The 25,803-nt window shown below is 62.6% G+C and carries 25 protein-coding genes; 19 read left to right on the top strand and 6 right to left on the bottom strand.

The genetic code is table 11. The annotated features are described in order from the left end of the window. Positions 1–100: 100 nt before the first annotated feature. Positions 101–829, bottom strand: coding sequence for an invasion associated locus B family protein (locus GSQ90_RS10820; RefSeq protein ID WP_158814829.1), 729 nt, complete (start codon positions 827–829; stop codon positions 101–103). Positions 830–1,097: 268 nt separating this feature from the next. On the opposite strand from GSQ90_RS10820, the gene GSQ90_RS10815 reads away from it, so the two are divergent. Together GSQ90_RS10815 and GSQ90_RS10810 are read left to right on the top strand one after the other, a co-directional pair. Then, the gene (locus tag GSQ90_RS10815; RefSeq protein ID WP_158814828.1) at positions 1,098–2,918 is read left to right on the top strand and encodes an extracellular solute-binding protein; all 1,821 of its coding nucleotides are present in this window, start codon (positions 1,098–1,100) and stop codon (positions 2,916–2,918) included. Positions 2,919–2,997: 79 nt separating this feature from the next. Continuing rightward, positions 2,998–3,666, top strand: a complete 669-nt coding sequence (locus GSQ90_RS10810) for a DsbA family oxidoreductase (protein WP_158814827.1) — start codon at positions 2,998–3,000, stop codon at positions 3,664–3,666. Between the two features lie 18 nt (positions 3,667–3,684). Here GSQ90_RS10810 and GSQ90_RS10805 read toward each other — a convergent pair whose 3' ends face one another. Continuing rightward, entirely contained in the window at positions 3,685–4,467 is a 783-nt protein-coding gene (locus GSQ90_RS10805; protein WP_158814826.1) for a crotonase/enoyl-CoA hydratase family protein, read from the bottom strand. A gap of 150 nt (positions 4,468–4,617) precedes the next feature. Here GSQ90_RS10805 and GSQ90_RS10800 point away from each other — a divergent pair, with 150 nt between their 5' ends. From GSQ90_RS10800 to GSQ90_RS10785, 4 genes are all read left to right on the top strand, one after another. Further along, positions 4,618–6,006 carry a serine hydrolase gene (locus GSQ90_RS10800; RefSeq protein ID WP_158814825.1) on the top strand — a complete coding sequence of 463 codons (1,389 nt, stop codon included), beginning with the start codon at positions 4,618–4,620 and terminating at the stop codon, positions 6,004–6,006. Beyond that, complete coding sequence (locus GSQ90_RS10795) at positions 6,007–6,444, top strand: VOC family protein (RefSeq protein WP_158814824.1); 438 nt, start codon at positions 6,007–6,009, stop codon at positions 6,442–6,444. A 98-nt stretch (positions 6,445–6,542) separates the two neighbouring features. Beyond that, a complete protein-coding gene (locus GSQ90_RS10790; protein ID WP_158814823.1) occupies positions 6,543–7,121 on the top strand; it encodes a hypothetical protein in 579 nt (192 codons plus the stop codon). Between the two features lie 129 nt (positions 7,122–7,250). After that, complete coding sequence (locus GSQ90_RS10785; RefSeq protein WP_246731526.1) at positions 7,251–7,646, top strand: DUF3307 domain-containing protein; 396 nt, start codon at positions 7,251–7,253, stop codon at positions 7,644–7,646. Between the two features lie 56 nt (positions 7,647–7,702). Here the strand turns inward: GSQ90_RS10785 and GSQ90_RS10780 are convergent, their stop codons facing one another. After that, positions 7,703–8,683, bottom strand: coding sequence for a DUF3313 domain-containing protein (locus GSQ90_RS10780; RefSeq protein WP_246731525.1), 981 nt, complete (start codon positions 8,681–8,683; stop codon positions 7,703–7,705). 318 nt (positions 8,684–9,001) lie between these two features. Between GSQ90_RS10780 and GSQ90_RS10775 the strand changes: the two genes are divergently transcribed. Beyond that, positions 9,002–9,916 carry a slipin family protein gene (locus GSQ90_RS10775; protein WP_158814822.1) on the top strand — a complete coding sequence of 305 codons (915 nt, stop codon included), beginning with the start codon at positions 9,002–9,004 and terminating at the stop codon, positions 9,914–9,916. Between the two features lie 256 nt (positions 9,917–10,172). On the opposite strand, the gene GSQ90_RS10770 is transcribed toward GSQ90_RS10775, so the two are convergent. After that, complete coding sequence (locus GSQ90_RS10770) at positions 10,173–10,790, bottom strand: TetR/AcrR family transcriptional regulator (RefSeq protein WP_158814821.1); 618 nt, start codon at positions 10,788–10,790, stop codon at positions 10,173–10,175. 56 nt (positions 10,791–10,846) lie between these two features. Between GSQ90_RS10770 and GSQ90_RS10765 the strand changes: the two genes are divergently transcribed. The 3 genes from GSQ90_RS10765 (at position 10,847) to GSQ90_RS10755 (ending at position 14,351) form a co-directional block, all read left to right on the top strand. Continuing rightward, entirely contained in the window at positions 10,847–12,187 is a 1,341-nt protein-coding gene (locus GSQ90_RS10765; RefSeq protein WP_246731524.1) for an FAD-dependent monooxygenase, read from the top strand. Between the two features lie 159 nt (positions 12,188–12,346). Next, positions 12,347–13,210 carry an amidohydrolase gene (locus GSQ90_RS10760; RefSeq protein ID WP_246731523.1) on the top strand — a complete coding sequence of 288 codons (864 nt, stop codon included), beginning with the start codon at positions 12,347–12,349 and terminating at the stop codon, positions 13,208–13,210. A 94-nt stretch (positions 13,211–13,304) separates the two neighbouring features. After that, positions 13,305–14,351: a sterol desaturase family protein gene (locus tag GSQ90_RS10755; protein ID WP_158814820.1), complete on the top strand. Its 1,047-nt coding sequence runs from the start codon at positions 13,305–13,307 to the stop codon at positions 14,349–14,351. On the opposite strand, the gene GSQ90_RS10750 is transcribed toward GSQ90_RS10755, so the two are convergent. Both GSQ90_RS10750 and GSQ90_RS10745 read right to left on the bottom strand, forming a co-directional pair. After that, complete coding sequence (locus tag GSQ90_RS10750) at positions 14,245–15,303, bottom strand: aldo/keto reductase (protein ID WP_158814819.1); 1,059 nt, start codon at positions 15,301–15,303, stop codon at positions 14,245–14,247. The two genes, GSQ90_RS10755 and GSQ90_RS10750, sit on opposite strands and share 107 nt — an antisense overlap. 22 nt (positions 15,304–15,325) lie before the next feature. Next, on the bottom strand, positions 15,326–16,225 hold the full coding sequence (locus GSQ90_RS10745) for a GntR family transcriptional regulator (protein ID WP_158814818.1): 900 nt from the start codon (positions 16,223–16,225) through the stop codon (positions 15,326–15,328). 208 nt (positions 16,226–16,433) lie between these two features. On the opposite strand from GSQ90_RS10745, the gene GSQ90_RS10740 reads away from it, so the two are divergent. The 9 genes from GSQ90_RS10740 to GSQ90_RS10700 all read left to right on the top strand — a co-directional run bounded on the left by GSQ90_RS10740 (position 16,434) and on the right by GSQ90_RS10700 (position 25,803). Then, positions 16,434–16,814, top strand: coding sequence for a RidA family protein (locus GSQ90_RS10740; RefSeq protein WP_158814817.1), 381 nt, complete (start codon positions 16,434–16,436; stop codon positions 16,812–16,814). A gap of 233 nt (positions 16,815–17,047) precedes the next feature. Next, a complete protein-coding gene (locus tag GSQ90_RS10735; protein ID WP_158814816.1) occupies positions 17,048–17,338 on the top strand; it encodes an alcohol dehydrogenase catalytic domain-containing protein in 291 nt (96 codons plus the stop codon). A gap of 3 nt (positions 17,339–17,341) precedes the next feature. Next, positions 17,342–18,451 (top strand): mannitol dehydrogenase family protein, encoded by a 1,110-nt coding sequence (locus GSQ90_RS10730; protein ID WP_158814815.1) that lies wholly within the window; start codon positions 17,342–17,344, stop codon positions 18,449–18,451. A 371-nt stretch (positions 18,452–18,822) separates the two neighbouring features. Continuing rightward, a complete protein-coding gene (locus GSQ90_RS10725; protein WP_158814814.1) occupies positions 18,823–20,331 on the top strand; it encodes a sugar ABC transporter ATP-binding protein in 1,509 nt (502 codons plus the stop codon). A gap of 45 nt (positions 20,332–20,376) precedes the next feature. Beyond that, a complete protein-coding gene (locus tag GSQ90_RS10720) occupies positions 20,377–21,375 on the top strand; it encodes an ABC transporter permease (RefSeq protein ID WP_210254880.1) in 999 nt (332 codons plus the stop codon). A gap of 118 nt (positions 21,376–21,493) precedes the next feature. Then, on the top strand, positions 21,494–22,435 hold the full coding sequence (locus tag GSQ90_RS10715) for an ABC transporter substrate-binding protein (protein WP_158814812.1): 942 nt from the start codon (positions 21,494–21,496) through the stop codon (positions 22,433–22,435). Between the two features lie 377 nt (positions 22,436–22,812). Continuing rightward, the gene (kdgT, locus tag GSQ90_RS10710; protein WP_158814811.1) at positions 22,813–23,817 is read left to right on the top strand and encodes a 2-keto-3-deoxygluconate transporter; all 1,005 of its coding nucleotides are present in this window, start codon (positions 22,813–22,815) and stop codon (positions 23,815–23,817) included. Between the two features lie 176 nt (positions 23,818–23,993). Further along, positions 23,994–25,265 carry a sulfite dehydrogenase gene (gene soxC / locus GSQ90_RS10705; RefSeq protein ID WP_158814810.1) on the top strand — a complete coding sequence of 424 codons (1,272 nt, stop codon included), beginning with the start codon at positions 23,994–23,996 and terminating at the stop codon, positions 25,263–25,265. Then, on the top strand, positions 25,255–25,803 hold the full coding sequence (locus GSQ90_RS10700) for a c-type cytochrome (RefSeq protein WP_158814809.1): 549 nt from the start codon (positions 25,255–25,257) through the stop codon (positions 25,801–25,803). Before soxC ends, GSQ90_RS10700 begins: the two co-directional genes overlap by 11 nt.

The following is a 25,803-nucleotide window of genomic DNA, read 5'->3' as shown; positions in this document are numbered from 1 at the left end:
ATTGCAGGCGCGGTCGTTGACCGCGCCCTTTCGCGCGGCGCAAGCGGCGGCTGAAACGAGGCGCTTGCGCGCCGGCCGCGGCTACAGGACGCCGCCCTGGTTATTTCGGCGGCTGCGGCGCCGCGGGGGCGGGAGCAGGCGCGCCGGGAGCCGGTTGAGCGCTCTGCTTTTCAAGCTGTTCGCGCTCCTTTTGAGCCTTCTCCTGAAGCTGCTTTTGCAATTCCTGATTCTGCTGCTCAAGCACTTTGGGATCAATCGCCGGACCATCGAAGGCGGCGCCGAAATCCTTCATCGGCAGGCTGAAAGTCACCTCATTATTGGCCTGATTGCGCACGATGACGTTGGCGACCTGCGCCTTTTTCAAGGTGGCGAGCGTCGCGCCGTTGAGTTCAGCCTCGGCGAAACAGCCGTTGGGGAAACAGATCGCGAATTTGCCGTCGATCGGTTCGCCCTTGTCGATGATCAGCCGGAAACCCGGCTTCAGCATGAGCGCAACCGGAAGCAGGAAGCGCGCGATGCGCTTTTCTTCACCCGACATCTGATAAATCGCGACCGCCAGCGTCGGAGGCTGATCGGCAGCCTGCCCGAAGTCGCGCGTGGTGTAGCAAACTTCCTTGTTGTTGCCTTGATCCTTGCCGCAAATCTTGGTCCAGGGCGATTGCATGGGTTGCAGATCGAGCCTGACCGGTCCGACCGGCTGCGGAGCCGCGGGAGCGGCCGCGGCCGGCGCGGCGGGTTTTGGCGCGCTTTGAGCCAAAGCGGCCCCGCTCGCCATCGCCAGCCCGCAGGCCAACGTTACAGCGCCGAAGCGCCCAAGAAGCAAAGTCATAAGTGATCCTTTCGATCCAACCGCAAACGAGACCGCCGCCGCGCGCAACGGCGCTGCGGTCGCGGCCCCGCTAAAACGTCAAATAATCATCGACCGCTGCATGTCGCGACAATGCGGCCATAAAGGGGCGCGGGCGTTGCATAGCGATGTTGGCGCCTTCTTTCCATATGGGCCGCCACAATCCAACAAGAATTTCGTGAGCCTGTGGCAAGCATGACACCCTATGAGCCGAGATGACGGCGGTTTTGCCGTTCTTTAGGATATTTCGATGATGGCGCAACCGATTCGCTTAGGGATTGCAGCGTTGGTCCTGGCGGCCCTCGTCGGAGCGGCGCCGGCCCGCGCCCTGGCCGACGACGCCCTCACGCCGGCGCACGCCATCGCCATGCATGGCGAGCCGGCGCTTGGTCCCGATTTCCCGAACCTTCCCTATGTCAACCCCGACGCGCCCAAGGGCGGACGCCTCACCTTGGCCTATGCGGGCGCTTTCGACAGCCTCAATCCCAATAATGTGAGAGCCCTGTCGACGGCGCAGGGGCTGAACGGCAACGTCTATCAGACGCTGATGACGCGTTCGGCCGACGAGCCCTTCACACTCTACGGGCTGATCGCGCAGACGATCGAGACCAACGCCGCGCGCGACCATGTTGTGTTTCATCTCGATCCGCGAGCGAAATTTTCCGACGGGGGCGCGATCACCTCTGAGGATGTGGCCTTCACCTTCAAGCTTTTGAAGGAAAAGGGCCGGCCGCAGCAACGCGCGGCCCTCGGCCTCGTCAAAAGCATCGAAACCCCGGACGCCTTGACGGTGCGCTGCGACCTGACCGGCGCCAACGACCGCGAATTGCCGATGATTCTGGCGCTGATGCCCGTGCTGTCGCGCGTTCATACCGACGCGGAGCATTTCGATGAACAGACGTTGCAGATCCCGATCAGCTCCGGGCCCTATGTCGTCGCGGAAGTGAAGCCGGGCGAAAGACTCGTGCTCAAACGCGATCCCAACTACTGGGCGCGCGATCTGCCGATCAGCCGGGGCCTCTATAATTTCGATGAGATTCGCATCGACTATTATCGCGACGCCACCGCCATGTTCGAGGCGTTCAAGGCCGGGCAGTACGATTTTCGCGCCGAGACCGACCCGACGCGCTGGCGCGACGGCTATGATTTCCGCGCCCTGCGCGATGGGCGCGTCATCAAGCAGTCGGTCGCCAATGGCCTGCCCAAAGGCATGGACGGATTCGCCTTCAACACCCGCCGCGCGATCTTCGCCGATGCGCGGGTGCGCGAGGCGCTGGCGATGATGTTCGATTTCGAATGGATCAACGCCAACCTCTACGGCGGCGTCTATCGCCGTTCGAAGAGTTTTTTCGACGACAGCGAACTAGCCTCGGCCGGGCGTCCCGCCACGCCGCTGGAGCGTGCGCTTCTCGCCCCTTTCCCCGGCGCCGTGCGCGCCGACATCATGGACGGCCAATGGGCGCCGCCCGTCTCGGACGGGTCGGGCCGCGACAGAGCGCTGGCGCATCGGGCCCTCAGCCTGCTGGAAGAGGCCGGCTACGCGCTGAAGGACGGCGCGCTCGCCAATGCGCGCGGCGAACGGATCGCCTTCGAAATATTGGTCAAGAACCGGCAGGAGGAACGGCTAGCCCTGGCCTATGCGCAGAGTCTCAGCCGCATCGGCGCGGCGGCGACCGTGCGCCTCAACGATGAAGTCCAATATCAGCGCCGGCGCACCAAATTCGATTTCGACATGATGATGGGCTCATGGGTCGCATCGCCCTCGCCCGGCAATGAACAGCGCACGCGCTGGGGCTCGGCCTCCGCCAATATGGACGGCGCCTATAATATCTGCGGCGCGGCCTCCCCCGCTATCGACGCGACGATCGCCGCTTTGCTTGCCGCCAACACGCACGAGGATTTCGTCGCCGCCGTCCGGGCGCTGGACCGCGTGCTGATTTCCGGCTTTTATATCGTGCCGCTGTATTATGCGCCCGATCAATGGATCGCCTATTCGGCGAGACTTGGCCGCCCCGATAAAACGCCGCTTTTTGGCGTCAATACGGATGCATGGTGGAGCAAGAGCCCGTGAACGCTTCCAGCGCCTCGCAAATCGGCTCGCCAAGCCTACATAGGGCGACGACCGGGACTGCTGGAGATAGGAGGATGACATGAGCCAGGACACCGCCGAGCTAACCATCGATGTCGTCAGCGACGTCGTCTGCCCCTGGTGCTATCTGGGCAAGAAGCGGCTGGAGCGCGCTTTGGCCGAAGAGCACGGCGAGCCGATCAAGGTCCATTGGCGCCCCTATCAGCTCGACCCGAGCATTCCCAAAGAAGGTCTCGAGCGGCGCGCCTATATGATCAACAAATTCGGCAATGACGGGCGCATCGAGGCCGCCCATGAGCGCCTCAACGCTCTGGGCGCCGAGGAGGGCATCGCGTTCGCCTTCGACAAGATCGCGCGCGCCCCCAATACGCTCGACGCGCACCGGCTGATCCGCTGGGCGTTCGTGACGGGCGCGCAGGACAAGATCGTCGACCGCCTGTTCAAGCTCTATTTCGAGGAAGGGCGCGACATTGGCGATCGCGCTCTACTGATCGAGACCGCCGGCGAATGCGGCATGGACAAAGAGGTCGTCGAAAAGCTGTTCGCCGAGGGCGCCGACGAAGCCGAAGTGCGCGCCGAAATCGCCAATGCGCAGAGCATGGGCGTGACCGGCGTGCCGTTCTTCATCTTCGCCCAGCGTTTTGGCGTTCCCGGCGCCCAAAGCGCCGACGTGCTCGCCACCGCCATCGGTCGCGCGCGCAAGAGCCTGGCGGGAATCGAAGCGGCCTGAGAAGGCGCCTCGCCGACGTCAGGTCTCGAACGCGCCATGCCGGCCAGCGCCTTGGGCAAAGCGCGCCGCGCCGGCGACGCCCTCGCTGACGACGATCCCGACGCCGCGCCGGCCCTCCTGCCGCAGCGCTTCGGCGAGCGGCAGATTCCATTGCTGATAGGCGGATCGCCGGTCCGCCAGCATGCAGGCTTGCGGAAACGCCGCGAGCTGATGCGCCAGCGCCTGCGCGGCGGCAAGCGCTCCGCCAGGCTCGACGAGGCGATTGGCGAGGCCCATGGCCAGGGCCTCCTCGGCTCCGACGGCGCGTCCCGTCAGGATGAGGTCGAGCGCCCGGCCCATGCCGATCAGACGCGGCAGGCGCACCGTGCCGCCATCGATCAGCGGCACGCCCCAGCGCCGGCAGAACACGCCGAAAGTGGCGTCGCGCTCGACCACGCGTAAATCCGCCAGCAGCGCCAGCTCGAGTCCGCCGGCCACCGCATAGCCGCTGACCGCCGCGATCAATGGCTTGGACAAGGCCAGACGCGTCGGCCCCATCGGGCCGCCGCCGCCTCCTTGCGGATCGAGTTCGTTGCGGCGCGCGGGATCGCCGATCGCCTGGAGATCGGCGCCGCCGCAAAAATGGCCGCCGGCGCCCCACAGAACCGCAACGCGCAGATTCTCATCGGCCTCGAAGCGCTCGAAAGCCCGCAGCAATTCGGCCGCCATCGGCCCGTCGACCGCGTTGCGCTTGTCCGGCCGGTTCATCGCGATGGTGAAAACCGGGCCGTCGGTCGATGTTTCGACGCGCGTCAAAGTCATGATTGTCGCCTGCCGCTCGCACCCTGTTGCGATCGTCTCACGGGCTCCCGCCGCCGGTCAACGATTGGTCGCCAAGAGCCATTTTCGCGTCGCCGATTTGACGCGCGGATTGTCCGATGCATCCATAGCGCGCTCAATGGAGAAGCGCTGATGGAACGCTGGCTGCAACCCGCCCTCGAATATATCCTGTCGTGGATCCAGTTTCAGATGCGCATGTCGGAGCAGCCGGGATGCGTCCTAGCAATCGCGCATCGCGACCGCATCGTCCTGGAGCGCGCCTTCGGCCACGCCGACCTCGTCAAAGACGAAAAGCTGACGCCGCGCCATCGCTTTCGCGTCGCGTCGCATTCGAAAAGCTTCACCGCCGCCGGAATCCTGAGGCTTCGCGAACAGCGCAAGCTGCGCCTGGACGATCCCGTCGGACAATATGTAAAGGGCCTGCATCCGGAGGTCGCGGAAGTCACGATCGGGCAGCTTCTCTCGCACAGCGCCGGAATCATCCGCGACGGCGCCGATGCCGGACAGTTCATCGACAACCGGCCTTTCCTCAACAGAAGCGAGCTGACGGCGGAGCTGCGACGGCCGTTGGCGATCGAGCCCAACACCCGTTTCAAATATTCAAACCATGGGTTCGGACTGCTCGGCCTTGTCATTGAAGCGATCGCCAAGGAGCCTTATCGGGCCTGGATCAAACGCGAGATTGTCGACGCCGCCGGTTTGCGCGAGACCGAACCCGACATGCCGATCGCCAAAGGCGCGCCATTCGCGCGCGGCCATACGCCCAAACTTCCGCTCGGCAGACGTCTTGTCATTCCCGGCGACAATCCGACCGACGCGATCGCCCCCGCCGCCGGCTTTGTGAGCACGGCGGGCGATCTTGCGCTTTATTTCGCGCAGCTCGCGCCCAAGGCGAAACAAAGCGTACTCTCGGTCGGCAGCCGGCGCGAGATGATCCGGCGGCAATGGCGCAATCCCCATTCCGGCCAGGAAAGCTATTATGGACTCGGCGTCAACAGCGGCGCGCTGGCTGGCTGGGACTGGTTTGGCCATGGCGGCGCGCTGCAGGGCTATATCTCGCGCACCTGCGTCTTGCCCGCGCCCGAACTGACGTTGAGCGTCATGACCAATGCGACGGATGGCCCGGCCGGACTTTGGGTCGACGGCATGATCCATATGCTGCGGGCTTTCGCGACGCGTGGGGCGCCGACGCGGCGCACGCGCGATTGGAGCGGACGCTGGTGGAGCACATGGGGTCCGCTCGATCTTGTTCCGATGAGCCATGTCGTGCTCGCCGCCAGTCCCCATTTCATCAATCCTTTCATGGATGCGACCGAAATCGAAGTGACGGGGCGCGACAAGGGACGCATCGCGCTGGCCAACGGCTATGCGAACCACGGCGAGCCCGTGCGCCGCACGCGCAACAAGAGCGGCGCCGTCGCCGAACTTTGGCTGTCGGCCGTGAAATTGCGCCCGGAGGCGAAGGTTGCGGCGGAGATGGAGCGTCGATACGGAACCGCCAAACGCCGCAAGGCCGTGTGAATGCCAAACTGGGCCAGACTCGTTCCCGAACTTCTCGTTGGCAATATCGACGCCAGCCTTCGCTTCTGGTGCGATCTGCTGGGCTTTGTCGTCGCCTACGACCGCCCCGAACAAGGCTTCGCCTATCTCGATTGCGACGGCGCGCAGCTCATGCTGGAGCAGCGCGACGACAGGGCGACGCGATGGCGGACGGGGACGCTCGAATACCCGCTCGGGCGCGGCGTCAATTTCGAGATCGAGGTTTCCTCCCTGCGCCCGATCATCGCACGGCTCGAAGAAGCGGGTTGGCCGCTGTTCATGGCCTGCGAGGAAAAGTGGTATCGCGCCGGCAATTTCGAGCGCGGCCAATTGCAATTCCTGGTTCAGGATCCGGACGGCTATCTCGTCCGTTTGATGGAGAGCATCGGCGAAAGACCTGTGGCCGGGCGATCGCCTTGAATTTGCCCTTGCAAAGCGCGCCCGAAATGAAAACGGCGCGGTTCGTGCTTGGTTATCCATCGGCGGCCTGTGGTCGGCCATTTCGGCGGGAGGGGGATTTGGCTTTCATAGACATTCGCAAGAGCGCGGCGATCCTTGCGCTGACGCTCGTTGCGATGGCTGCGCATGCGCCTTCCGCAATGGCCGCGCTCAAGAACGAGAACCTGCTGGCGACGATCCCGGACGGCTTCAAGGTCGGCTTCCAGACCAGGAGCGACCGCGAAATCATGGCCGAATATGTGCCGGCGCAGGAAAGCGTCGACGACTGGTCGAGAATGATCACCGTGCAGATATTTCACGCTTTGAAAATGATCGACCCCGACGCTTTCGCGGGCGGCGTGGCCAAAGGATGGATGTCGGCCTGCGCCGGCGGCGACGCGCGCAAGGTCACGGCGGGCAAGGAGAACGGCTATGCCTTCTCGGTGTGGATGTATAATTGCCCGCTCAATCCGCGAACCGGCAAGCCCGAAAACATGTGGCTGAAAGCGACAAGCGGCGTCGACGCCCTTTACAGCGTGCAATACGCCTACCGGAAAGCGATGAGCGCGGACCTGATCGGGCCAGCCATGGACTATCTCCAGCACGTGTCGGTATGCGACACGCGCCTCGCCGACCGGCGCTGTCCCGACGGCATGTGAGGCGCTGCAGCGGCGCGCGAAGGCGCCGGACGCGTCCGTTAGCGCCAAATCCCGCCTCCGCGTAAAACTTGACAGAAAATCAAGGATATTGGCGTCCTATGGGCGCAGTGTCGTTGACTGGATGCTCTTGTGCCGCAGATTGGCCCTTCCGTTCCCTTGTGGACCTTCTGCGGCCTGCTCCTGGTCATGGCCTTCAAGCATTTCGTCGCGGACTTCCTATTCCAGACGAGTTGGATCGCGCATGGCAAGGAGCGCGTGACAGGCTGGTTCGCGCCGCTCGCCATTCATGTCCTCGGCCATGCGGCCTTGACGCTGCTCATTGCGCTGGCGATCGCGCCGCGCCTGTGGTGGCTCGCGCCGGCCGATCTCGTCGTCCATGCCGCGATCGATCGCGGCAAATCGGTGACCGGCCATTGGGGCCGCTGGGATGTGAAGCAGGGACAGTTCTGGTGGCTGATGGGTTTCGATCAGTTCCTGCATCAGGTGACGAATATCGCACTGGCGGCGGCTTTCTTCGTGTTTTGAAGCGGGGCGCGCAGTTAGCGCCCGTTCCGCCCATCCCTTCTGCGCTCCTTTCCGGCTCAATTCGAGGAGGAAATGGCGGGTTGGGCCGGCGCGGCGCCCTTGTCCGTCCAATCGGGAGGCGCGCCGACTCGTTCGGCGATAAACCCGACGACCCCCGGGTCCCGCCCAAAGGCCTCGCATGCGACGCTCTTTGGCGCGCCGCCGAAAAACACCCCCACGCTTTGCGTCGAAGGCAAGGACGGCAATTTCCAAAAGGGGCTGACGCCTGTAACTAGCAGCTTGCTAAAATCGGCGCCGAACGACGCCGCCAGCTCATAGGCGTCTCCCTCGCTCGCTACTCTCGGCGCATTCGTGAAGGAATCGGCGCCGCGCGCCCAGACTATCGCAGCCTTCTGAGCGCCGCTCGCATCACGCGCTTCCGCCTCGAGAGACAGGCTGCCTAACCCAATCGGAATGCGCGGCACCGGCGCTGGAACACCAGGCAGGAAGACCGTCGGCGCCAGCGCGACGACCCTGGATACGCCCGCCATCGCCTGGTTCGTCGCGGCGGCGTGGGTGATGACCGCATGCACGGTCAGATCCGCCGTCTCGGTCAGAGGCACGACCTCGAAGCGATTGCTCAGCCCGAGGCACAAAGACCTATCGACGGCGTTGGCGACGAGGCTGCGTTGCTTCTGCGACCAGGCCGCTTCGCCCGAGGTTGCCGCGAAAACCGTCGGCGCGATCCGCACGCTCTTGGCGGCGAGAATCTCGTTCTTGCTGACCCAAAGTCGGGAATGGGCGAGAAGGCCGTCTGAGGGCGTGAGCCTATCATAGGACACAAGCGTCCCCGCTTGATCCATGGGCGCGGACGCGCATCCCGTAGCGGTCAGAAGCACGGCGACGGAGCAAAGCAGGCGAAAGCTCGCGCCGGCCCTCGGTGCGCCATCTCGCTCGATCGTGTCGCCCATTACGCCGCCGCCCGCCGCTGTCAAAGGAGCGCCGGGAACATGTGCTCTGCGGAACTCCAGCGGCGAAAGGCGGGACATTGGCGTCATGATGGCTCCCGTCGCCGGTCAGATGCATCGGATGAGCCAGCTTAACGGGGAGAGGTTTCGCGAAATGCGATCCAACGTAAAGAAAGGTGAAGGAAACGCGGCGCTTTAGCGGCCGACAGACCGCCAGAGCCTCGACCGTCGCCGGCATGCCTGTCGGAGTCGATGCAGAGCGCGAATAGGTGTTCGAACCATTCTACCGGCCCGCCGGCCACAGCAAATCATCCGGCGGATGGGGTCGAGAGCAGGCGGCGCCCATCCCTTTTGCGCTCCTTTTGGGCTATGATGCCCCCGAAGAAACAAACATCGAGGGAGGTCGCCATGAGGAAAGCCAATCCGCTGCCGGGTTTGATCTTCATCGTCATTGTCCTGATCGGCCTCGCCCTCGCCTATTTCGAATATGTCGTTTCGGCGCCCGCGAGTGTGGCGATCCTGGTCATCGCTTTCATCATTGCCATCGTCGTCTCCTATGCGGTCAAGATCGCCGATCAATGGGAAAAGACGGTCGTGCTGCGGCTCGGCCGTTTCCGTTCGCTTGAAGGGCCGGGATTGTTTTTCATCATCCCGATCATCGAAACCACGCCCTACTGGATCGACACCCGCGTCATCACCTCTTCGTTCAAAGCGGAGAAGACGCTGACCAAGGATACGGTGCCGGTCGATGTCGACGCCGTGCTGTTCTGGAAAGTCGTCGATCCGAAAAAGGCGGCGCTCGACGTCGCCGATTACAACAGCGCCGTCAGTTGGGCCTCGCAGACGGCGCTGCGCGACGTCATCGGCAAGACCATGCTCGCCGACATGCTGGAGGGTCGCGAGAAAATCAGCGTGGAGCTGCAGAAGATCATCGATGCGCGCACCGAGCCCTGGGGCGTCAATGTGATCGCCGTCGAGGTCAAGGATGTCCTCATTCCGCTGGCGCTGCAGGACGCGATGTCGATGCAGGCGCAGGCCGAGCGCGAACGTCAGGCGCGCGTGATCCTGGGCGATTCCGAACGTCAGGTGGCGGAGAAGTTCGGCGAAGCGGCCAAGACCTATCAGGACAATCCTGTCGCCTTGCATCTCAGAGCGATGAACATGCTCTATGAGGGCATCAAACAGAATTCCACGATCGTCATCGTGCCAAGCTCGGCGCTGGAGACCATGCAGCTCGGCGGTCTGGCCGGCATGACCGCGCTGACGATGGGATTGGGCAAGGACGGCGCGAAGCCGCAAACCGCGCCGCCGCCGGCGTCGTAGCGGTCTACGGCGGCAAAACAATCCAGTGCTGTGCATCAGCCAAATTGAAAGGACGCCTGCTTTCCCCTTCCCCCCTTGTGTCCCGACAAACGCTTTTGCGTTTGCGGTGGGAAGGTCGGGATGGGGGGTCGCGCAGACCTGTCGGATAAACAGCTTGCGCCTTAACCGGATAGTACGGTGCGACCCCCCTCCCTAACCCTCCCCCACAAGGGGGGAGGGAATATTGGCGTCCTTTCAATTTGGCTGACGCAGACCACTAGCTGGCCTCATTCACTCCGGCGTCGAGTAGCGCCCGCAGCCCACGCTCGAAGCGATCTTTGTTCGCTTCGACGCGGCCGCCGCCGAACGCCGCGGCGAGCCGCGGGAAGGCGCCTGTGGCGAGTTGGGCCGCGGCGAATTCGGCGTCGATCGTCGCATCGGCCGCCGCCGCGCGCAGCGCGTGCCCGAAAACAAAATCGTCGACCGTCGCCAGCAGCGTCATCTTCTGCTGCGTCGTCATCGACGTTTCGGCGAGCGCTTCGAAACATTGCTCGATGTGGCGCATCGCGTTGAGCCCAGGGGGCGCCGACAACATCGCCACAAGCGCCCAGGGATGACGGATGAACACGGCATGCGTTCGCTTGGCGATCTCCATCATCGCGCGCCGCCAGTCCCGGGGAAGCGAGGGCAGCAGCGCTTCGCCCATCAGCGCGTCGTCCATCGCGGCGATCAGATCGTCTTTGGTCTTCACGTAGTAATAGAGGCTCATCGTCCCGACTTTGAGCTCTTGCGCGACACGGCGCATCGACGCCGCCTCAAAGCCCTCCTTGTCGGCGATGGCGAGCGCGGCGGCGGCGATCTTCTGGCGGCTCAGCCGCGATTCGGTTCTTGACATTCGTACACTGTACCATCAATCGTCTTCGTACGCTGTACGAAATGATGGAGCAGGCGATGCACGACAATATTGTGTTGATAGTCGGAGCCGGCCCAACGGGGCTGACGCTGGCGGTCGATCTCGCGCGCCGAGGAACCCCGTTTCGCTTGATCGAGGCCGCGCCAACGCCTTTCGAGGGGTCGCGCGGCAAAGGCATCCAGCCGCGCACGCTCGAGATTTTCGATGATCTTGGAATCATCGAACCAATCCTCGCCGCCGGCGCCCTTTACCCGAAGTTCCGGACCCATGCCGGCCCCTTTTCGCTGCGCGCGGGTTCGCTCGCCCCCTTCAGGCCTCCAACGGAAAGCGTTCCCTATCCAAACGTCTGGATGCTCCCGCAATCGCGCACGGAGGCGATCCTGCGCGAGCGCCTGTGCGCGCTCGGCGCCGTAGTCGAATTCGGCAAGGCGCTGACAACGTTCACGCAGAATGAGCGCGGCGTCGACGCCACGCTCTCGACCGGCGAAAACGTCCGGTGCGACCTCCTCGTCGGGGCCGACGGCGGCCGCAGCGGGGTGCGACGAACGCTCGGCTTGCGGCTCGAGGGCGAGACGGTCGAAGAGAAGACGATGATCGTCGCCGATCTCGAGATCGAAGATCTGGATCGCCGCGACTGGCATCTCTGGCCTTTCGCCAAGGGCGGCATGATCGCGCTCTGTCCGCTGCCAAACACGTCGCTGTTCCAATTCACCGCGAAAGCGGAAACCGCGAAGGCGGGGATAGAGGACGCCGTGCGCAGGGCGACAGGCCATCGCGTCGCGCGCATCGCCTGGAGTTCAACCTATCAGCCGGCCGTGCGCATGGTCGATCGCTATCGCGTCGGGCGCGCATTCCTGGCGGGGGATGCGGCGCATATGCATCCCCCGGCCGGCGGCCAGGGGCTCAATACGGGCGTGCAGGACGCCTACAACCTCGGCTGGAAACTGGCCCATGTCATGCGCGGCGGACCGGATTCGCTGCTCGATACCTATGAAGCCGAGCGCCTTCCGGTCGCCGCGGTTGTGCTCGGCCTGAGCAAGCGCCTGCATCAAACGCGATCGATCAAGCGCGGCGATGCGACGAACCTGCTCGCCTTGAACTATCGGGCGAGCCCTCTGTCCTCGGGCGCCGCGCTTGGAACGCTGCATCCCGGCGACCGCATGCCGGACCTCCAGCTCGACGACGGCGGCAGGCTCTTCGATCGTCTGCGCGGGCCGCACGCGACGGAACTGGTTACGCCGGAAGGGCCTGGGATTCTCATTCGCCCTGACGGCTATATCGCCCATATCGGCGCGACGCGCTGCGACGAATATGCGGGCGCGCCGACCCATCGTCTTCATCTGAGCCTCGAGCGCCTCATCGGCGAGGACCGACGATAGCTTTTTTCGCCGTTCGGGCCGGCGCCCGTTGCGCGCAAGCAAGCCATAGTCGAAAAAACTGTCGCGCAAAGACCGCAGGCATGAATAGATACGGGCCAATGCTGGAGATTATCCAGCCCCCACAAGCGCGTGGGAAGGGATGCTCAGGAGAGGAAAAGCGTGACCATCATCGACACTCATCTGCACCTGATCTATCGCGGCCTGCTTCATTATCCCTGGATCGACGGCGCGCCCTATCTGCAGCAGGAATTTCCCGCCGAGCGTTATCAGGCGGAAGCTGTTCGCTGCGGCATCGGCGCGGCGCTGCATATGGAAGTCGATGTCGCCGAGGGCGATATTGAAGCCGAGACGAAGCATGTCGAGGCTCTCTCGGCCACGCCCGGCAGCCTGTTGCGCGGCGCGATCAGCGCCTGCCGGCCGGAGAACGCCGACTTTCCCGCTTTCCTCGAGCGCCAGCTCGCCAATCCCTTCATCAAGGGCTTTCGCCGCATCCTCCATCAGTCGCCCGATTCTTTAAGCGAATCCGTGATGTTCCGCGCCAATATCGGGCGGCTCAAGGGCAGCGGCCGGCCGTTCGATCTGTGCGTGCTGCCGCACCAGATCGGCCATGCGATCGCGCTCGCCGATCACTGTCCCGACGTCCCATTCGTGCTCGATCATTGCGGCGTGCCGGCGATCAAGGATCGCGCCGAACATCCCTGGCGCGAACACATGGCCGAGATCGCCAAGCGGCCCAATGTCGTGGTGAAAATCTCCGGCGTCGTCGCCTATGCCGATCCGCCGACCTGGACGCTCGACGACATCCGCCCCTATGTCGAACATGCGATCGAAAGCTTCGGCTGGGATCGCGTCGTCTGGGGCAGCGACTGGCCGGTCTGCACGATCTCGGCGTCGCTCTCGACCTGGGTGGCGGCGACGCGCGCGCTGATCGAAGGATGCAGCGCCGACGAGCGCCGCAAACTGCTCGAAGGCAATGCCCGCCGCGTCTGGCGGCTGCCGGCTGAGCGCGACACGGCGCGGTGAATCGGGACTCCGCGCCTTTCTGCGATCGCGTTAACCCGCCTCAAGCAATTGCATCCTACTGTCGCGACGCGAAAGCCCGAGGCGACGGTTGGCTATGGACCTTTTCAATTGGATCGGCGCGTTGTTCCTCGGGGCGACCGGCCGCCTGATCGCGCCGACTTCGCCGACGGGGCTCGCCTCTTATCTCGGCGCCTTTGTCGTGCTCGCGATGATGGCGACGGTCGGACGGCGGCGATGGCCGAGTTGGCGCGCCTTCCGCAAAGTCGTCTTCCCGAAGAAGATTTTTGGCCATGCTTCGACCCGCGCCGACCTCCAGTTCTATGTCCTCAATTCCGTGGCGCTGACGTCGGCCTATGGCCTGGCGGTCGCCAGCGCGAGCTTCTGGGCCGAGGGAACAATGCGGACGCTGACCGCCTGTTTCGGCTCTCATGACGCCCCGACCACGCCTGTCTGGCTGGTCCTCGCGGTCACCACGATCGTCGAGATCGTCATGGTGGATCTGGGTTATTGGGCGGGCCATTACCTGTTGCACCGCATTCCCGCGCTCTGGGAGTTTCACAAGGTCCATCATTCCGCCGAGGTCATGACCCCGCTGACCGAATGGCGGCAACATCCCCTCGAGATGATGCTGATGCCCAACGCGCTCGCCATCGCCAATGGCCTGACCTATGGCGGCCTGACCTATCTGTTCGGCGTGGCCCAACCGCTGACGCTGTGGCGGACCAATGTCCTGCTGGCGGTATTTTTCCTGACCATCTCGCATCTGCGCCATTCGCACGTCTGGCTGCCATTCACCGGATTTCTCGGCCGCCTCGTCCATAGTCCGGCGCATCACCAGATCCATCACTCGACCGATCCGAAGCATTTCGACAAGAATCTCGGCTTCGCCTTGTCGATCTGGGATTGGCTGTTCGGCACGTTGTGGATTCCGCGCGAAGACGAGCGCGTCGTTTTCGGAATCGGCGCGGAAAGCGCCGAGTTCCACACGATGTCCGGCAGCCTTCTCGGCCCATTCGCGAAAGTCGCCCGCCGCGTCAACCCTCGAGATAGGGCGCCAGAAACGCGAGATCCGCCGCGCCCAGCCGGTCCTTCGCCGTCCAGGCCTGATGCCAGTAGGGATAGAGCAGCGGCGGCTGGCTGACCTTGTCGAGGCGCGCACGCTCGTCCGGCGTCAGCTTGACAGCGGCGGCGCCGAGGTTGTCTTTGATCTGCGCCTCGGTGCGTCCGCCGATGATCACCGATGTAACGCCAGGGCGCCCCAGCAGCCAGGCCAGCGCGATCTGCGCACCCGACACGCCGCGCTCGTCGGCGATCGCGACCAAAGCGTCGACAATATCCCAGAGCTTGCCTTCGTCGCGGATCGGCGGCTCCCTCCAGCCGGCGAACTGACGCGTCCCCTCCGGCGTCTTCTGATTGCGCCGATGCTTGCCCGACAAGAGGCCGCCCGCGATCGGACTCCAGACGAGCACGCCGAGCTTTTGGTCGATCGCAATCGGGATCAGTTCATATTCGGCTTCGCGCGCCTGCAAGGTGTAGTGGATCTGCTGCGAGACGAAGGGAATGCGCCCATCGCGCCGCGCGATTTCCATCGCCTTCATGATGTGCCAGCCCGAATAATTCGAGCAGCCGACATAGCGGACCTTGCCATGCCGCACCAAAGAATCGAGCGCCTCCATCGTCTCATCGAGCGGCGTCAGACCGTCCCATTGATGCACCTGATAGAGGTCGATCACGTCGGTCTGCAGCCGCTTCAGGCTCGCTTCGCATTCGCGGATGAGATGCCAGCGCGAGAGGCCGCGATCGTTGGGGCCCTCGCCCATCGGAAAGCGCGCCTTGGTCGCCAGCAGCATGCCGCCTTTGCGCTTGCCGGCCAGCACCTCGCCGATCACTTCCTCCGAGCCGCCGGCGGAATAGACATTGGCGGTGTCGATCAGATTGACGCCGGCCTCGATCGCCACATCGACCATGCGCCTAGCGTCGGCGAGCCCAACATTGCCGACCTTGGAGAATCCACCCGCGCCGCCGATCGTCATCGTCCCCAGAGCTATGGCCGAGACTTTCAGGCCTGAATTGCCAAGCTGGCGATATTCCATGTTTCTCTCCCAAGAGCGGCCTTCAGGCCGGCGCATTGACGTCCATCGAGCGAAGCAGCGTCGCGCGCGCCGTGTTCAGATGGGCGCGGCAATGCGCCATCGCCAATTCCTTGTCGCGGCTCTGCAGCGCCGCGATATAGGCGAGGTGTTCGCCAATCGCAACCGAATGGCGCTCCTTCTCGTCGACCCTGCTCAACTGATAGTGGGAATGGAAGATCATCGATATCAGCGCATAGAAATTGACCATGAAGCGGTTGCGCGAAGTATTGTTGATCAGGCGGTGGAAGCGCTCGTCAAGCGCGGGAAAATCCGCGTGCCGTTTTTCGACGTCCTCTTTCAGCCGGAGATGATCGCGGTTGATGATGTCGAGCGAGCCCCAAACGGCGTCGCTGTCGGGAAGTTCGACGAACCTTTGCACCGAACGCAGTTCGAACAATTCGCGCACCTCGGACAGCTCCCGGGCGAATTCCTTGGTGAATCCCTTGACGATCCAGCTTCCGCTCGGGCGGCGCTCCAACAGGCCGAATTGACTGAAGCCGTTCAGATATTCGCGGATCGCGGAGGTGGATACGCCAAACTGGCGGGCGAGTTCGAGGCTGTTGATCTGCTGGCCCGGCTTGCAATCGCCATGCAATATCCATTGCATGAAGCGCTTCTCGACGATGTCGCTGACCGGCTCCGTCTCGATCTCGGGATAGTAATCGGAGGGAACGGGGCGGCGCTGGATGATTTTTTCGCGCCCGTTCACGCGAATCAGGTCGCGCGCGCTCAAAGCGGCGAGCGCCGCGCGGATCGTCGTACGGCTGACGTCGAGCCGCGCCGCCAGATGCGGCTCTGAACCGAGATCGTCGCCGATCGGCTCGGTCGACAAAAGTTTGAGGCAGGAATTATACGTTCTCTTGAAGATCGCGTTGGTTTTCATGGCGCCGATCCAGACCCGGATCGGACTCGCATAGCGGGCTCCCATCTTTTAGTCGATAATAAACAGTCAATGGGCGAGGCTGACGAAACGCCCGGGATCGCGGATTCCGCGCGGCTGAATTTGGGTTGACACGTCAGAGTATGAAATGGTCAAATATCATACATAATGATTTGCGATAGAATCAATAATCGCAATTTCGGAGCGTAAGATGATAAAGGCCGTCGGGCCCAAAGTTTCGTTTCCTATAAGCCCGGCTGTTGTCGCGGGAAACCTGTTCTTTGCTACAGTCGTTCCTGTCGATCTACAAACCGGACACTTTGTCGGCGGCCCAATAGAAGCGCAGACCAGACAGGCTTTATTAAATCTCGACATTCTTTTGCGAGAAGCCGGCGGCAATCTCTCCAATGTCGCTCAGGTTACCGTCTATTTAATCGATTCCAAAGATGTCATTGGTTTGAACAAAGTCTATAGCGAGTTTTTTACTCAAGAGCCCTATCCTAGCCGGGCGACCGTCGTTGTGCGCGAGCTCATTGGGCCGCCGGGAATCCGGGTCGAAGTTACAGCACAGGCCTATCTGCTGTCCTCATAATCGGCTTGTCGGCGCGGCGCGCGCCGCTGCGGTTCAGACCGCCGCATCTGTTTTCATGCCCCGCTTTTTGCCCATAAGAAACAGCTTGACTTGCCTGGCGCAGTTTCCTTTTTATCCATAATAAACAAGCTGTCATCAGGGGTTGGAATGTCGCGTTGGGTCGACCGATTTTGGCGCAGAACCGCCTGTCCGTTGCCAGCTCGCGCCGATGGCGAAACGCCGGGCCAAACGCCGTGAGAGCCCTCCTTTGCAAAAGCCCCGGCGCACTTGAAATCGTCGAGCGGCCAAAGCCCGCGCTCAAAGCGGGCGAAGCGCGGAGCCGGCCGCGCCGCGCCGGCGTCTGCGGGATGGATTTGCATATTTTCGACGGCGCGCAGCCTTGCTTCGAATATCCTCGCGTGATCGGTCATGAACTGGCCGGCGCGCTCAATACGCACCGGGCGCCTTTGAGCGAGGCGACGGCCTTGTTTCCCGTCTGGATCAAGCCGGAGACCGGCGTCATCAAAGCGATCATCGAGATTTAGCCGATGTCCTTTCCCATTCTCCAGTTCGGGACGAGCCGCTTTCTTCAGGCGCATGTCGATCTGTTCGTCAGCGATGCGCTGGCGAAGGGCGAGGCGGCGGGCAAAATCGCTATCGTCCAGACGACTTCCTCGCCCGACAGCCGCCGGCGCCTGGCGTTTTTTGACGAAGGGCGTCCCTATCGCGTACATGTCCAGGGATTGGCGGGCGGCGCCACTATCGACAAATGGATCGAAGTTTCCAGTATCGGCCGCGGCCTCGACGCCAATCTTGAATGGGACGCTGTCGAAAATCTGTTCGTCAACGAGGCGCGTTGGATCATTTCCAACACCGGCGATCGCGGCTACGAGCTTGATGCGCAGGATCGGCCGGACGGCGCCGTTCCCCGCTCCTTCCCCGCCAAACTGACGAAGCTGTTGCTGGCGCGCTATCGGGCCGGGCGCGCGCCGCTGACCTTGCTGCCGTGCGAACTCATCGTCGGCAATGGCGACAAGCTCAAAGCTATCGTTCTCGAACTCGCAAAGGCCTGGGCGCTGGAGGATGGGTTCCGGCAATGGGCGGTGCAAGATTGCTTGTGGATCAACTCCCTCGTCGACCGCATCGTGTCGGAGCCGCTGGAGCCGGCCGGCGCCGTCGCCGAGCCTTATGCGTTGTGGGCCATCGCGCGCCAGCCTCGGCTGGCGATGCCCTGCGTTCATTCCGCGATCGTCCTCACCGACGATCTCGCGCGCTACGAAAGGCTGAAGCTGTTCATCCTCAACCTCGGCCACACGTGGCTCGCGGAAGGCTGGGCGGCGCGCGGCGCCAACAAATCCGCGACGGTGCGGCAATTGCTCGATGAAGCCGTCATCAAAAATGATCTCAACGATCTCTATGATCGCGAAGTGCTGCCTTTGTTCGCGGCGATCGGGCTTGGCGAGGAGGCGCAGGCCTATCGCGGCGCCGTGCTGGAGCGGTTCATGAACCCTTTTCTCAACCACTTCCTCGCCGACATTTTCACCAATCACGAGGCCAAGAAACGCCGCCGTTTTGGCGGCCTGATCGAACTGAAGCTCGCAAGCGGCGTCACGCTGCCGCAACCGCGTCTGGAGGCTGCCCTGGCCGCCGCCGGATGACATGAAGTCGTCCCAAGAAGCACATTCCGGTCAACCGGAAAATGATGTTTTGAGGCCAGCGTAACCCGTTCGCATTGTTTGGAGACGTGATGGCGGAACTTCTCACCGCCGCCCGCCTTCGAAATCAAGTTCGCGAAATCGTGGTTGACGACTGTCTGGGAAGGGAGCGACATGCTAGCGAGCGGGACGGGAGCGATCGAGGAGAACTCTCGGGCGGCGCGACGCCGATCGTCCCAAAGACGTCGTGGCGAACCCGTTTTGCGTGCGCCTTATATTCGAAAATCTTTGGATCGAAGCCGAGACCCCGGCGGTATTGCTCGTGATCGCGCCGCCCATCGCCGTTCAAACCCTCAACAAGAGCATTGCGCGCCATGACGCCGCTCATCGCCATTCGAGGCCTCAGCAAGAGCTTTCCCGGGGTTCGGGCGCTCAGCGATGTCCAGTTCGAGTTGATGGCTGGCGAAGTCCACGCTCTCATGGGTGAAAACGGCGCGGGCAAATCGACGTTGATGAAAATCCTGGCTGGCGTCTACAGCAGAGACGCTGGCGAAATTCTCTACGATGGCGAGCCCGTGTCCTTCTCCAGTCCCCGCGCCGCGCAGGCCGCGGGCGTCGGCATCATTCATCAGGAATTGCAACTGATGAACCATCTGACCGTCGCCCAGAATATTTTTATCGGCCGCGAACCGCGGCGCCTCGGAGTCTTTCTCGACGAGGAGAAACTCAATCGCCAGGCGCGGGACATTCTCGAGCATATGAATTTGCAGCTCAACCCGCGCGCGGTCGTCGGCGCGCTGACCGTCGCCAAGCAGCAGATGGTCGAGATCGCCAAGGCGCTGTCCTTCAATTCGCGCGTGCTGATCATGGACGAGCCTACGGCGGCGCTGAACAATGCCGAGATCGCCGAGCTGTTCAAGATGATCCGCGAGCTCAAGGCGCGCGGCGTCGGGATCGTCTACATCTCGCATAAGATGGACGAGTTGAAACAGATTTCCGATCGCGTCACCATCCTGCGCGACGGCGAATATGTCGCGACCGTGCCGACGCAGACCACGAGCATGGAATCCATCATCAGCATGATGGTCGGGCGAACGCTCACCGAGAAGCCGCGAGCGGAAAATGCGACGCCGCTTGGCGACGTGGCGCTCGAAGTGAGCAATCTCAATTGCGGCCCGCTCGTGAGGGATATCAGCTTCACCTTGCGCAAAGGCGAGATATTGGGTTTTGCTGGCCTGATGGGGGCCGGGCGGACCGAAGTGGCGCGCGCCGTCTTTGGCGCGGACAAAGTGCGCTCAGGCGAAATATTCGTCGATGGCGCGAAGGCGGCGATCAAGTCGCCGCAACAAGCGGTGGCGCGCGGCATCGGCTATCTCTCCGAAGATCGCAAGCGCTATGGCCTGGCGACGAGCATGGACGTCGAGTCCAATGTCGTGATGTCCGATCTCGGCAAATTTCTGTCGCTCAGATTCTTTTTGCGCAAGCTCGCGATCCGCGAAACTGTCACGAAATTCATCAACCTTCTCGATATCCGAACCCCTTCCGCCACGCAGGAGGTTCGGCTGCTTTCGGGCGGCAATCAGCAAAAAATCGTCGTCGCAAAATGGCTGGTTCGCGATTGCGAGATACTTTTTTTTGATGAACCGACGCGCGGCATCGATGTCGGCGCGAAGAACGAAATCTATAAGCTCCTGCGCAATCTGGCCGACAGGGGCAAGGCAATCGTGATGATTTCATCCGAATTGCCGGAGATCCTGCGTATGAGCGACCGGATCGTGGTGATGTGCGAGGGGCGCATCACCGGCGAATTGCTCGCCAAGGATGCGACGCAGGAACGGATCATGCAATTGGCGACCCAGCGCGAAACCTTGAACGCGGCCTGAAGCGAAGGATCATAAGACATGACGATGCGGTCTGAAGCTTTGACGATGACAAAAGACGGGCGGCTTTCGGCGATGAAGGCCCGGTTCTTTGGTCCGACGGCGCGGCAAAAACTGCTCGCTTTCGCGAGCCTGGTGCTGCTGCTGATTTTCTTCTCCTTCGCCTCGCCTGTTTTCATGCAGATCGACAATATTCTCGGCATATTGCAATCGACGGCCGTCAACGGCGTGCTGGCGATCGCCTGCACCTTCGTCATCATTACGGGCGGCATCGATCTTTCCGTCGGCACGTTGATGACGTTCTGCGCCGTCATGGCGGGCGTTTTCCTGACCTATTGGGAATTGCCGATGTGGATCGGCGTCGTCGCCGCGATCGCGACCGGGGCTTTGAGCGGAGTGGTTTCGGGAACCCTGATCGCAAAAATGAAGATCCCGCCTTTCATCGCCACATTGGGCATGATGATGTTGCTCAAAGGGCTTTCGCTGGTCGTTTCCGGCACCCGGCCGATCTATTTCAACAATACTGAAAACTTTCCGATGATCTCCCAGGATTCGCTCATCGGCCTGGCTCTGCCCAATCTGCCGATCCCCAACGCCGTGCTGATCCTGTTCGCCCTGGCGGCCCTGGCGTCGGTCGTCCTCAACCGCACCGCGCTCGGCCGCTATACGTTCGCGCTCGGCAGCAATGAGGAAGCGGTGCGGCTATCGGGTGTGAACGTGGACCGCTGGAAAATCGCGATCTACGGTCTCGGCGGTTCGATCTGCGGCGTCGCCGGGCTTCTGATCGCCTCGCGTCTGAATTCGGCGCAGCCGGCGCTCGGCCAAGGCTATGAGCTTGAGGCGATCGCCGCCGTTGTGATCGGCGGCACGTCGCTCAGCGGCGGCGCGGGCACGATTCTGGGAACGATCATCGGGGCCTTCATCATGAGCGTTCTCACCAACGGCCTGCGCATTCTGTCTGTCGCGCAAGAATGGCAGACCGTGGTGACCGGCGTGATCATCATCCTCGCCGTTTACGCTGACATTTTGCGCCGCAGGAAGGTCTGACGCGCGCCAAACGTTTTTAACAGGGGAGGAGCAGGGAACCATAAGCTTAGGATCGTCGTCGCCTCAGCAAGGGGCGATGAAAGCTAAAATCACAGCAATTGTAAATCGGAGGAAACCCATGTTGAATCGACGACAATTCAGCGCCGCTGTCGGCGTCTGCGCTATCCTGGTCATGAGCGGCGCCGCGCGCGCGGATGACATCTACATTCCGCTGATCTCCAAAGGCTTTCAGCACCAGTTCTGGCAGGCGGTGAAAGCCGGCGCCGAACAGGCAGCCAAGGAGGGCAACGCCAAAATCAGTTTCGAAGGGCCGGAAACCGAAGCGATGGTCGACAAGCAGATCGATATGCTTTCGGCCGACCTCGCCAAGCACCCGAACGCGATCGGCTTCGCCGCGCTCGACAGCAAGGCCGCCATTCCCCTTCTCAAGAAGGCGCAGGCGGAACATATTCCCGTCATCGCCTTCGACTCCGGCGTGGACAGCGACATTCCGCTGACGACTTGCACGACGGACAATCTCGCAGCCGCGGGCCTCGCCGCGGACAAAATGGCGGAAATGATCGGCGACGCCGGCGAAGTCGCCGTGATCGTGCATGACCAGACCAGCCGCACCGGCATCGATCGGCGCGACGGCTTCCTCAACGAGATGAAAGCCAAGCATCCGAACGTCAAGATCGTCAGCGTCCAGTACGGCGCCGGCGACCATTTGAAGTCGGCCGAAATCGCCAAGGCGATGATTCAGGCGAACCCGAACCTCAAGGGCATCTTCGGCGCCAATGAAGGGTCGGCGGAAGGCGCGGCGATCGGCGTCAAGGAATCGGGCAAGAAGCTCGTGCTCATTGGCTACGACTCGGGCAAGGAGCAAAAGGAAGCGATCATTTCGGGCGCAATGGCCGGCGCCATTACGCAGAACCCGGTCGGCATCGGCAAGTGCGTCGTCGAATCGGCGTTGAAGGCGCTGAAGGGCGAGAAGCTGCCCAAAGTCATCGACACCGGGTTCTATTGGTACGACAAGTCGAACATTACCGACCCGAAAGTCGCGGCGGTTCTCTACGATTGAGATTAAGCCAAAGCAGGGAGAAGGGCCTCGGCCCTTCTCCATTTCTGCATTTTCGAGTCCGCGATCGGACTCAAACCGCGCGCCTTTTGCGGGCTGGCCTGCTTTCGCTTGGCGGCAAGGATGGGCTTGGCGCAATCGTGCGGATTTGATCTTGCCTGCTTAGCGCCTTGTTGTGGCGGCGGGCCGGCGCCATTCTCATTGCCAAAGCCGATAGGAAGGAGCCCCGCTCCATCGAACTACTCAGCCGCAAGATCAAGTGAGCCAGGCATCGAAGAGCGGAGCGGCGGACAAAGGCGCCATCGCCCCTCTCCTTCCCGTTGACGCATTTTACGTCGATAATCGTCCCAACGGGATGATAAAAGGGGAGGAGATTCAATATGAGGATCAAAAGATTTGTCGAAAAAGTACCGGGCGGCCTCATGTTGTTCCCGCTCATTCTCGGCGTGTTGTGCAAGACTTTCGCGCCCGACGCCGGCAAATATTTCGGCTCGTTCACCAACGGCCTGATCGTCGGGACCGTGCCCATTCTGGCGGTCTGGTTTTTCTGCATGGGCGCGACGATCGATTTGCGCGCCACCGCCATTGTGATCCGCAAATCGGGAACATTGTTGCTGACGAAAATCGCCGTAGCCTCGATTTGCACCGTGATCGCCGCCCAACTCCTCCCCGATGACGGGATAAAAACCGGATTATTCGCGGGGCTTTCGGTCCTCGCCGTCACCGCTTCGATGGATATGACCAACGGCGGCCTTTACGCGGCGGTCATGCAGCAATATGGCACGAAGGAGGAAGCGGGCGCCTTTGTCCTGATGTCCATTGAATCGGGACCTCTGATCAGCATGATGATCTTGGGAGCGACAGGCGTCGCCGTCTTCGAGCCGCGCCTGTTCATCGGCGCGGTTCTGCCTTTCCTGATCGGCTTCGCTCTGGGAAATCTCGATTCGGAATTGCGTGAGTTTTTTGGTCGGTGCGTCAATCCCCTCATTCCATTCTTCGGCTTTGCGCTCGGCTGCGGGATTGACCTCAGCGTTGTCATCCAGAGCGGACCGGCCGGCATCATCCTCGGACTCGGCGTCATCGTCGTCACCGGCATACCGCTCATGCTGGCGGATAAATATATCGGCGGCGGCAACGGCACGGCCGGCCTCGCGGCGTCGAGCACCGCCGGCGCGGCGGTCGCCAATCCGACGATCATCGGCGAGATGATTCCCAAGTTTAAAGCCGTCGCGCCCGCAGCGACCGCGCTTGTCGCCGCCTCTTGCCTGATCACGGCCGTCCTCGTGCCGATCGTGACAGCGATCTGGGCGAAAAAAACGGGGAGAGAAATATCCAAAACAGAGGAAGGCGCGCCGAAATCGGAAGCGATGGTCGAACCGATATAGATGTCGGCGCTTGTCGCCTCCACGCGCGGCATCGACTATATGAATGGTTGGCGTCGAACTTTTGACCGCCGATCTCGTTTTCGCCAGCATCGCCGTCATCTCGGCGCGCGTTCGTTTTTTGCCCCCGCGCTGCAATGGCTTGAAACGTCGCTGGCCCCCTCGAGGGGGAAAACTGAATGGTCCGCCGCTATACAAATAAATCCGCGTCCCGGCGCGAAATCCTGACCGGCGCCGCAAGCCTCGCCGGCGCGGCCCTCGCCGCTTCGACGGCTGAGGCCGAGACGCCGACGTCCAACCTGCCGCCCGGCGTTCCCGAGTGGCAGCAGCAGCCGGGCGCCGAAGTGATGAGCCCGCCTTACGGCCAGCCTTCGCCCTTCGAAGCCGGCGTAATCAGGCGCGAGCGAACCGGCGGCTCGCCCTATCCGACGCGGCAGGCGGCGGTGAGCCTGACGCCGCTGCAAGACCTGCATGGCATCATCACGCCGAACGGCCTGCACTACGAGCGCCATCATGGCGGCGTGCCCGCCATCGACCCCGCGCAGCATCGGCTGATCATTCATGGCCTCGTCGACAGACCGATGATCTTCACGATGGCGGACATCCTGCGGTTTCCCGCGACGTCGCGCCTGCATTTTCTCGAATGTTCGGGCAATACGCAGAACTGGGGCAAGCCCGACGCCGCGTTGACCGTGCAGGACACGCATGGGCTGCTCTCCTGCTGCGAATGGACGGGCGTTCCGCTCAAGACCGTGCTCGACGCGGTGGGCGTGCGGGACGAGGCGCGCTGGATGCTCGCCGAAGGCGCCGATTCCGCCGCGATGACGCGCAGCATTCCGATCGAAAAGGCTTTCGACGACGCGCTGCTCGCCTATGCGCAGAATGGCGAAAGGCTGCGTCCCGAACAGGGCTATCCGCTGCGCCTGCTGCTGCCGGGCTATGAGGGCAACACGAGCGTGAAATGGCTGCGCCGATTGAAATTGGGCGAAGCGCCATGGCAGACGCGCGAGGAGACTTCAAAATATAGCTGGATCATGCCGGACGGATCGGTGCGCCAGTTCAATTTCGTGATGGAGGCGAAATCGGTCATCACCTCGCCGTCGGGCGGACAAAAGCTTGCCGAGCCTGGCTTCCATGAAATCTCCGGCGTCGCCTGGTCGGGCCATGGCAAGGTGACGCGGGTCGAGGTCAGCACGGACGGCGGCGGCGCCTGGAGCGACGCGGCGTTGCAGGAGCCGGTGCTGCCCAAATGCCTGACGCGCTTTCGCCTGCCCTGGCGTTGGCCAGGCGGCCCTGCTCTGTTGTCGAGCCGCGCCACCGACGAGACCGGCGCCGTCCAGCCGAGCCGCGAGGCGCTGCTCAAGCAGCGCGACGCAAGATCGTACTACCACTACAACGCCATTCAGAACTGGCAGGTCGCCGCCGATGGAGCCGTGACAAATGCGGGCTAAGGCATTCATCGCCGCCGCGCTCGCGGCGAGCCTCCTCAGCATTTCCGCCCCTGCCCGCGCTGGCGAGGATTATGGCATTGGACGACCGGCGACATCCGAAGAGATCGCGGGCTGGAACATCGACGTTGCGCCAGATGGCGCCGGACTGCCGCCCGGCCAGGGAAGCGTCGCGCAAGGCGCGCAAATCTTCGCCGACAAATGCGCGGCGTGCCACGGCGATCATGGCCAAGGCAAGCCGATGGACGCGCTCGCCGGCGGCGCGGGAACGATCGCAACGCCAAAGCCCGTCAAGACGGTCGGCAGCTATTGGCCCTATGCGACGACGCTCTATGATTTCATTCATCGCGCGATGCCGTTCAACGCGCCGCAATCCTTGTCGCCTGACGAAGTCTATGCGGTCTCGGCCTATGTGCTGTTCCTCAATCATCTCGTGCCGGCGGACGCGATTCTCGACGCCAAGACGCTGCCCAAAGTGGCGATGCCCAACCGCGACGCCTTCGTCAGCGCCTTCACGCCCGCGCCGGGCAAAGCGCCGTAG

Source organism: Methylocapsa sp. S129 (genome assembly GCF_009765995.1).
In the GTDB taxonomy this organism is placed as follows: Bacteria; Pseudomonadota; Alphaproteobacteria; order Rhizobiales; family Beijerinckiaceae; genus Roseiarcus.
The sequence above is the reverse complement of the archived record's forward strand: the minus strand, read 5'-3'. Positions and strand labels throughout refer to the sequence as shown.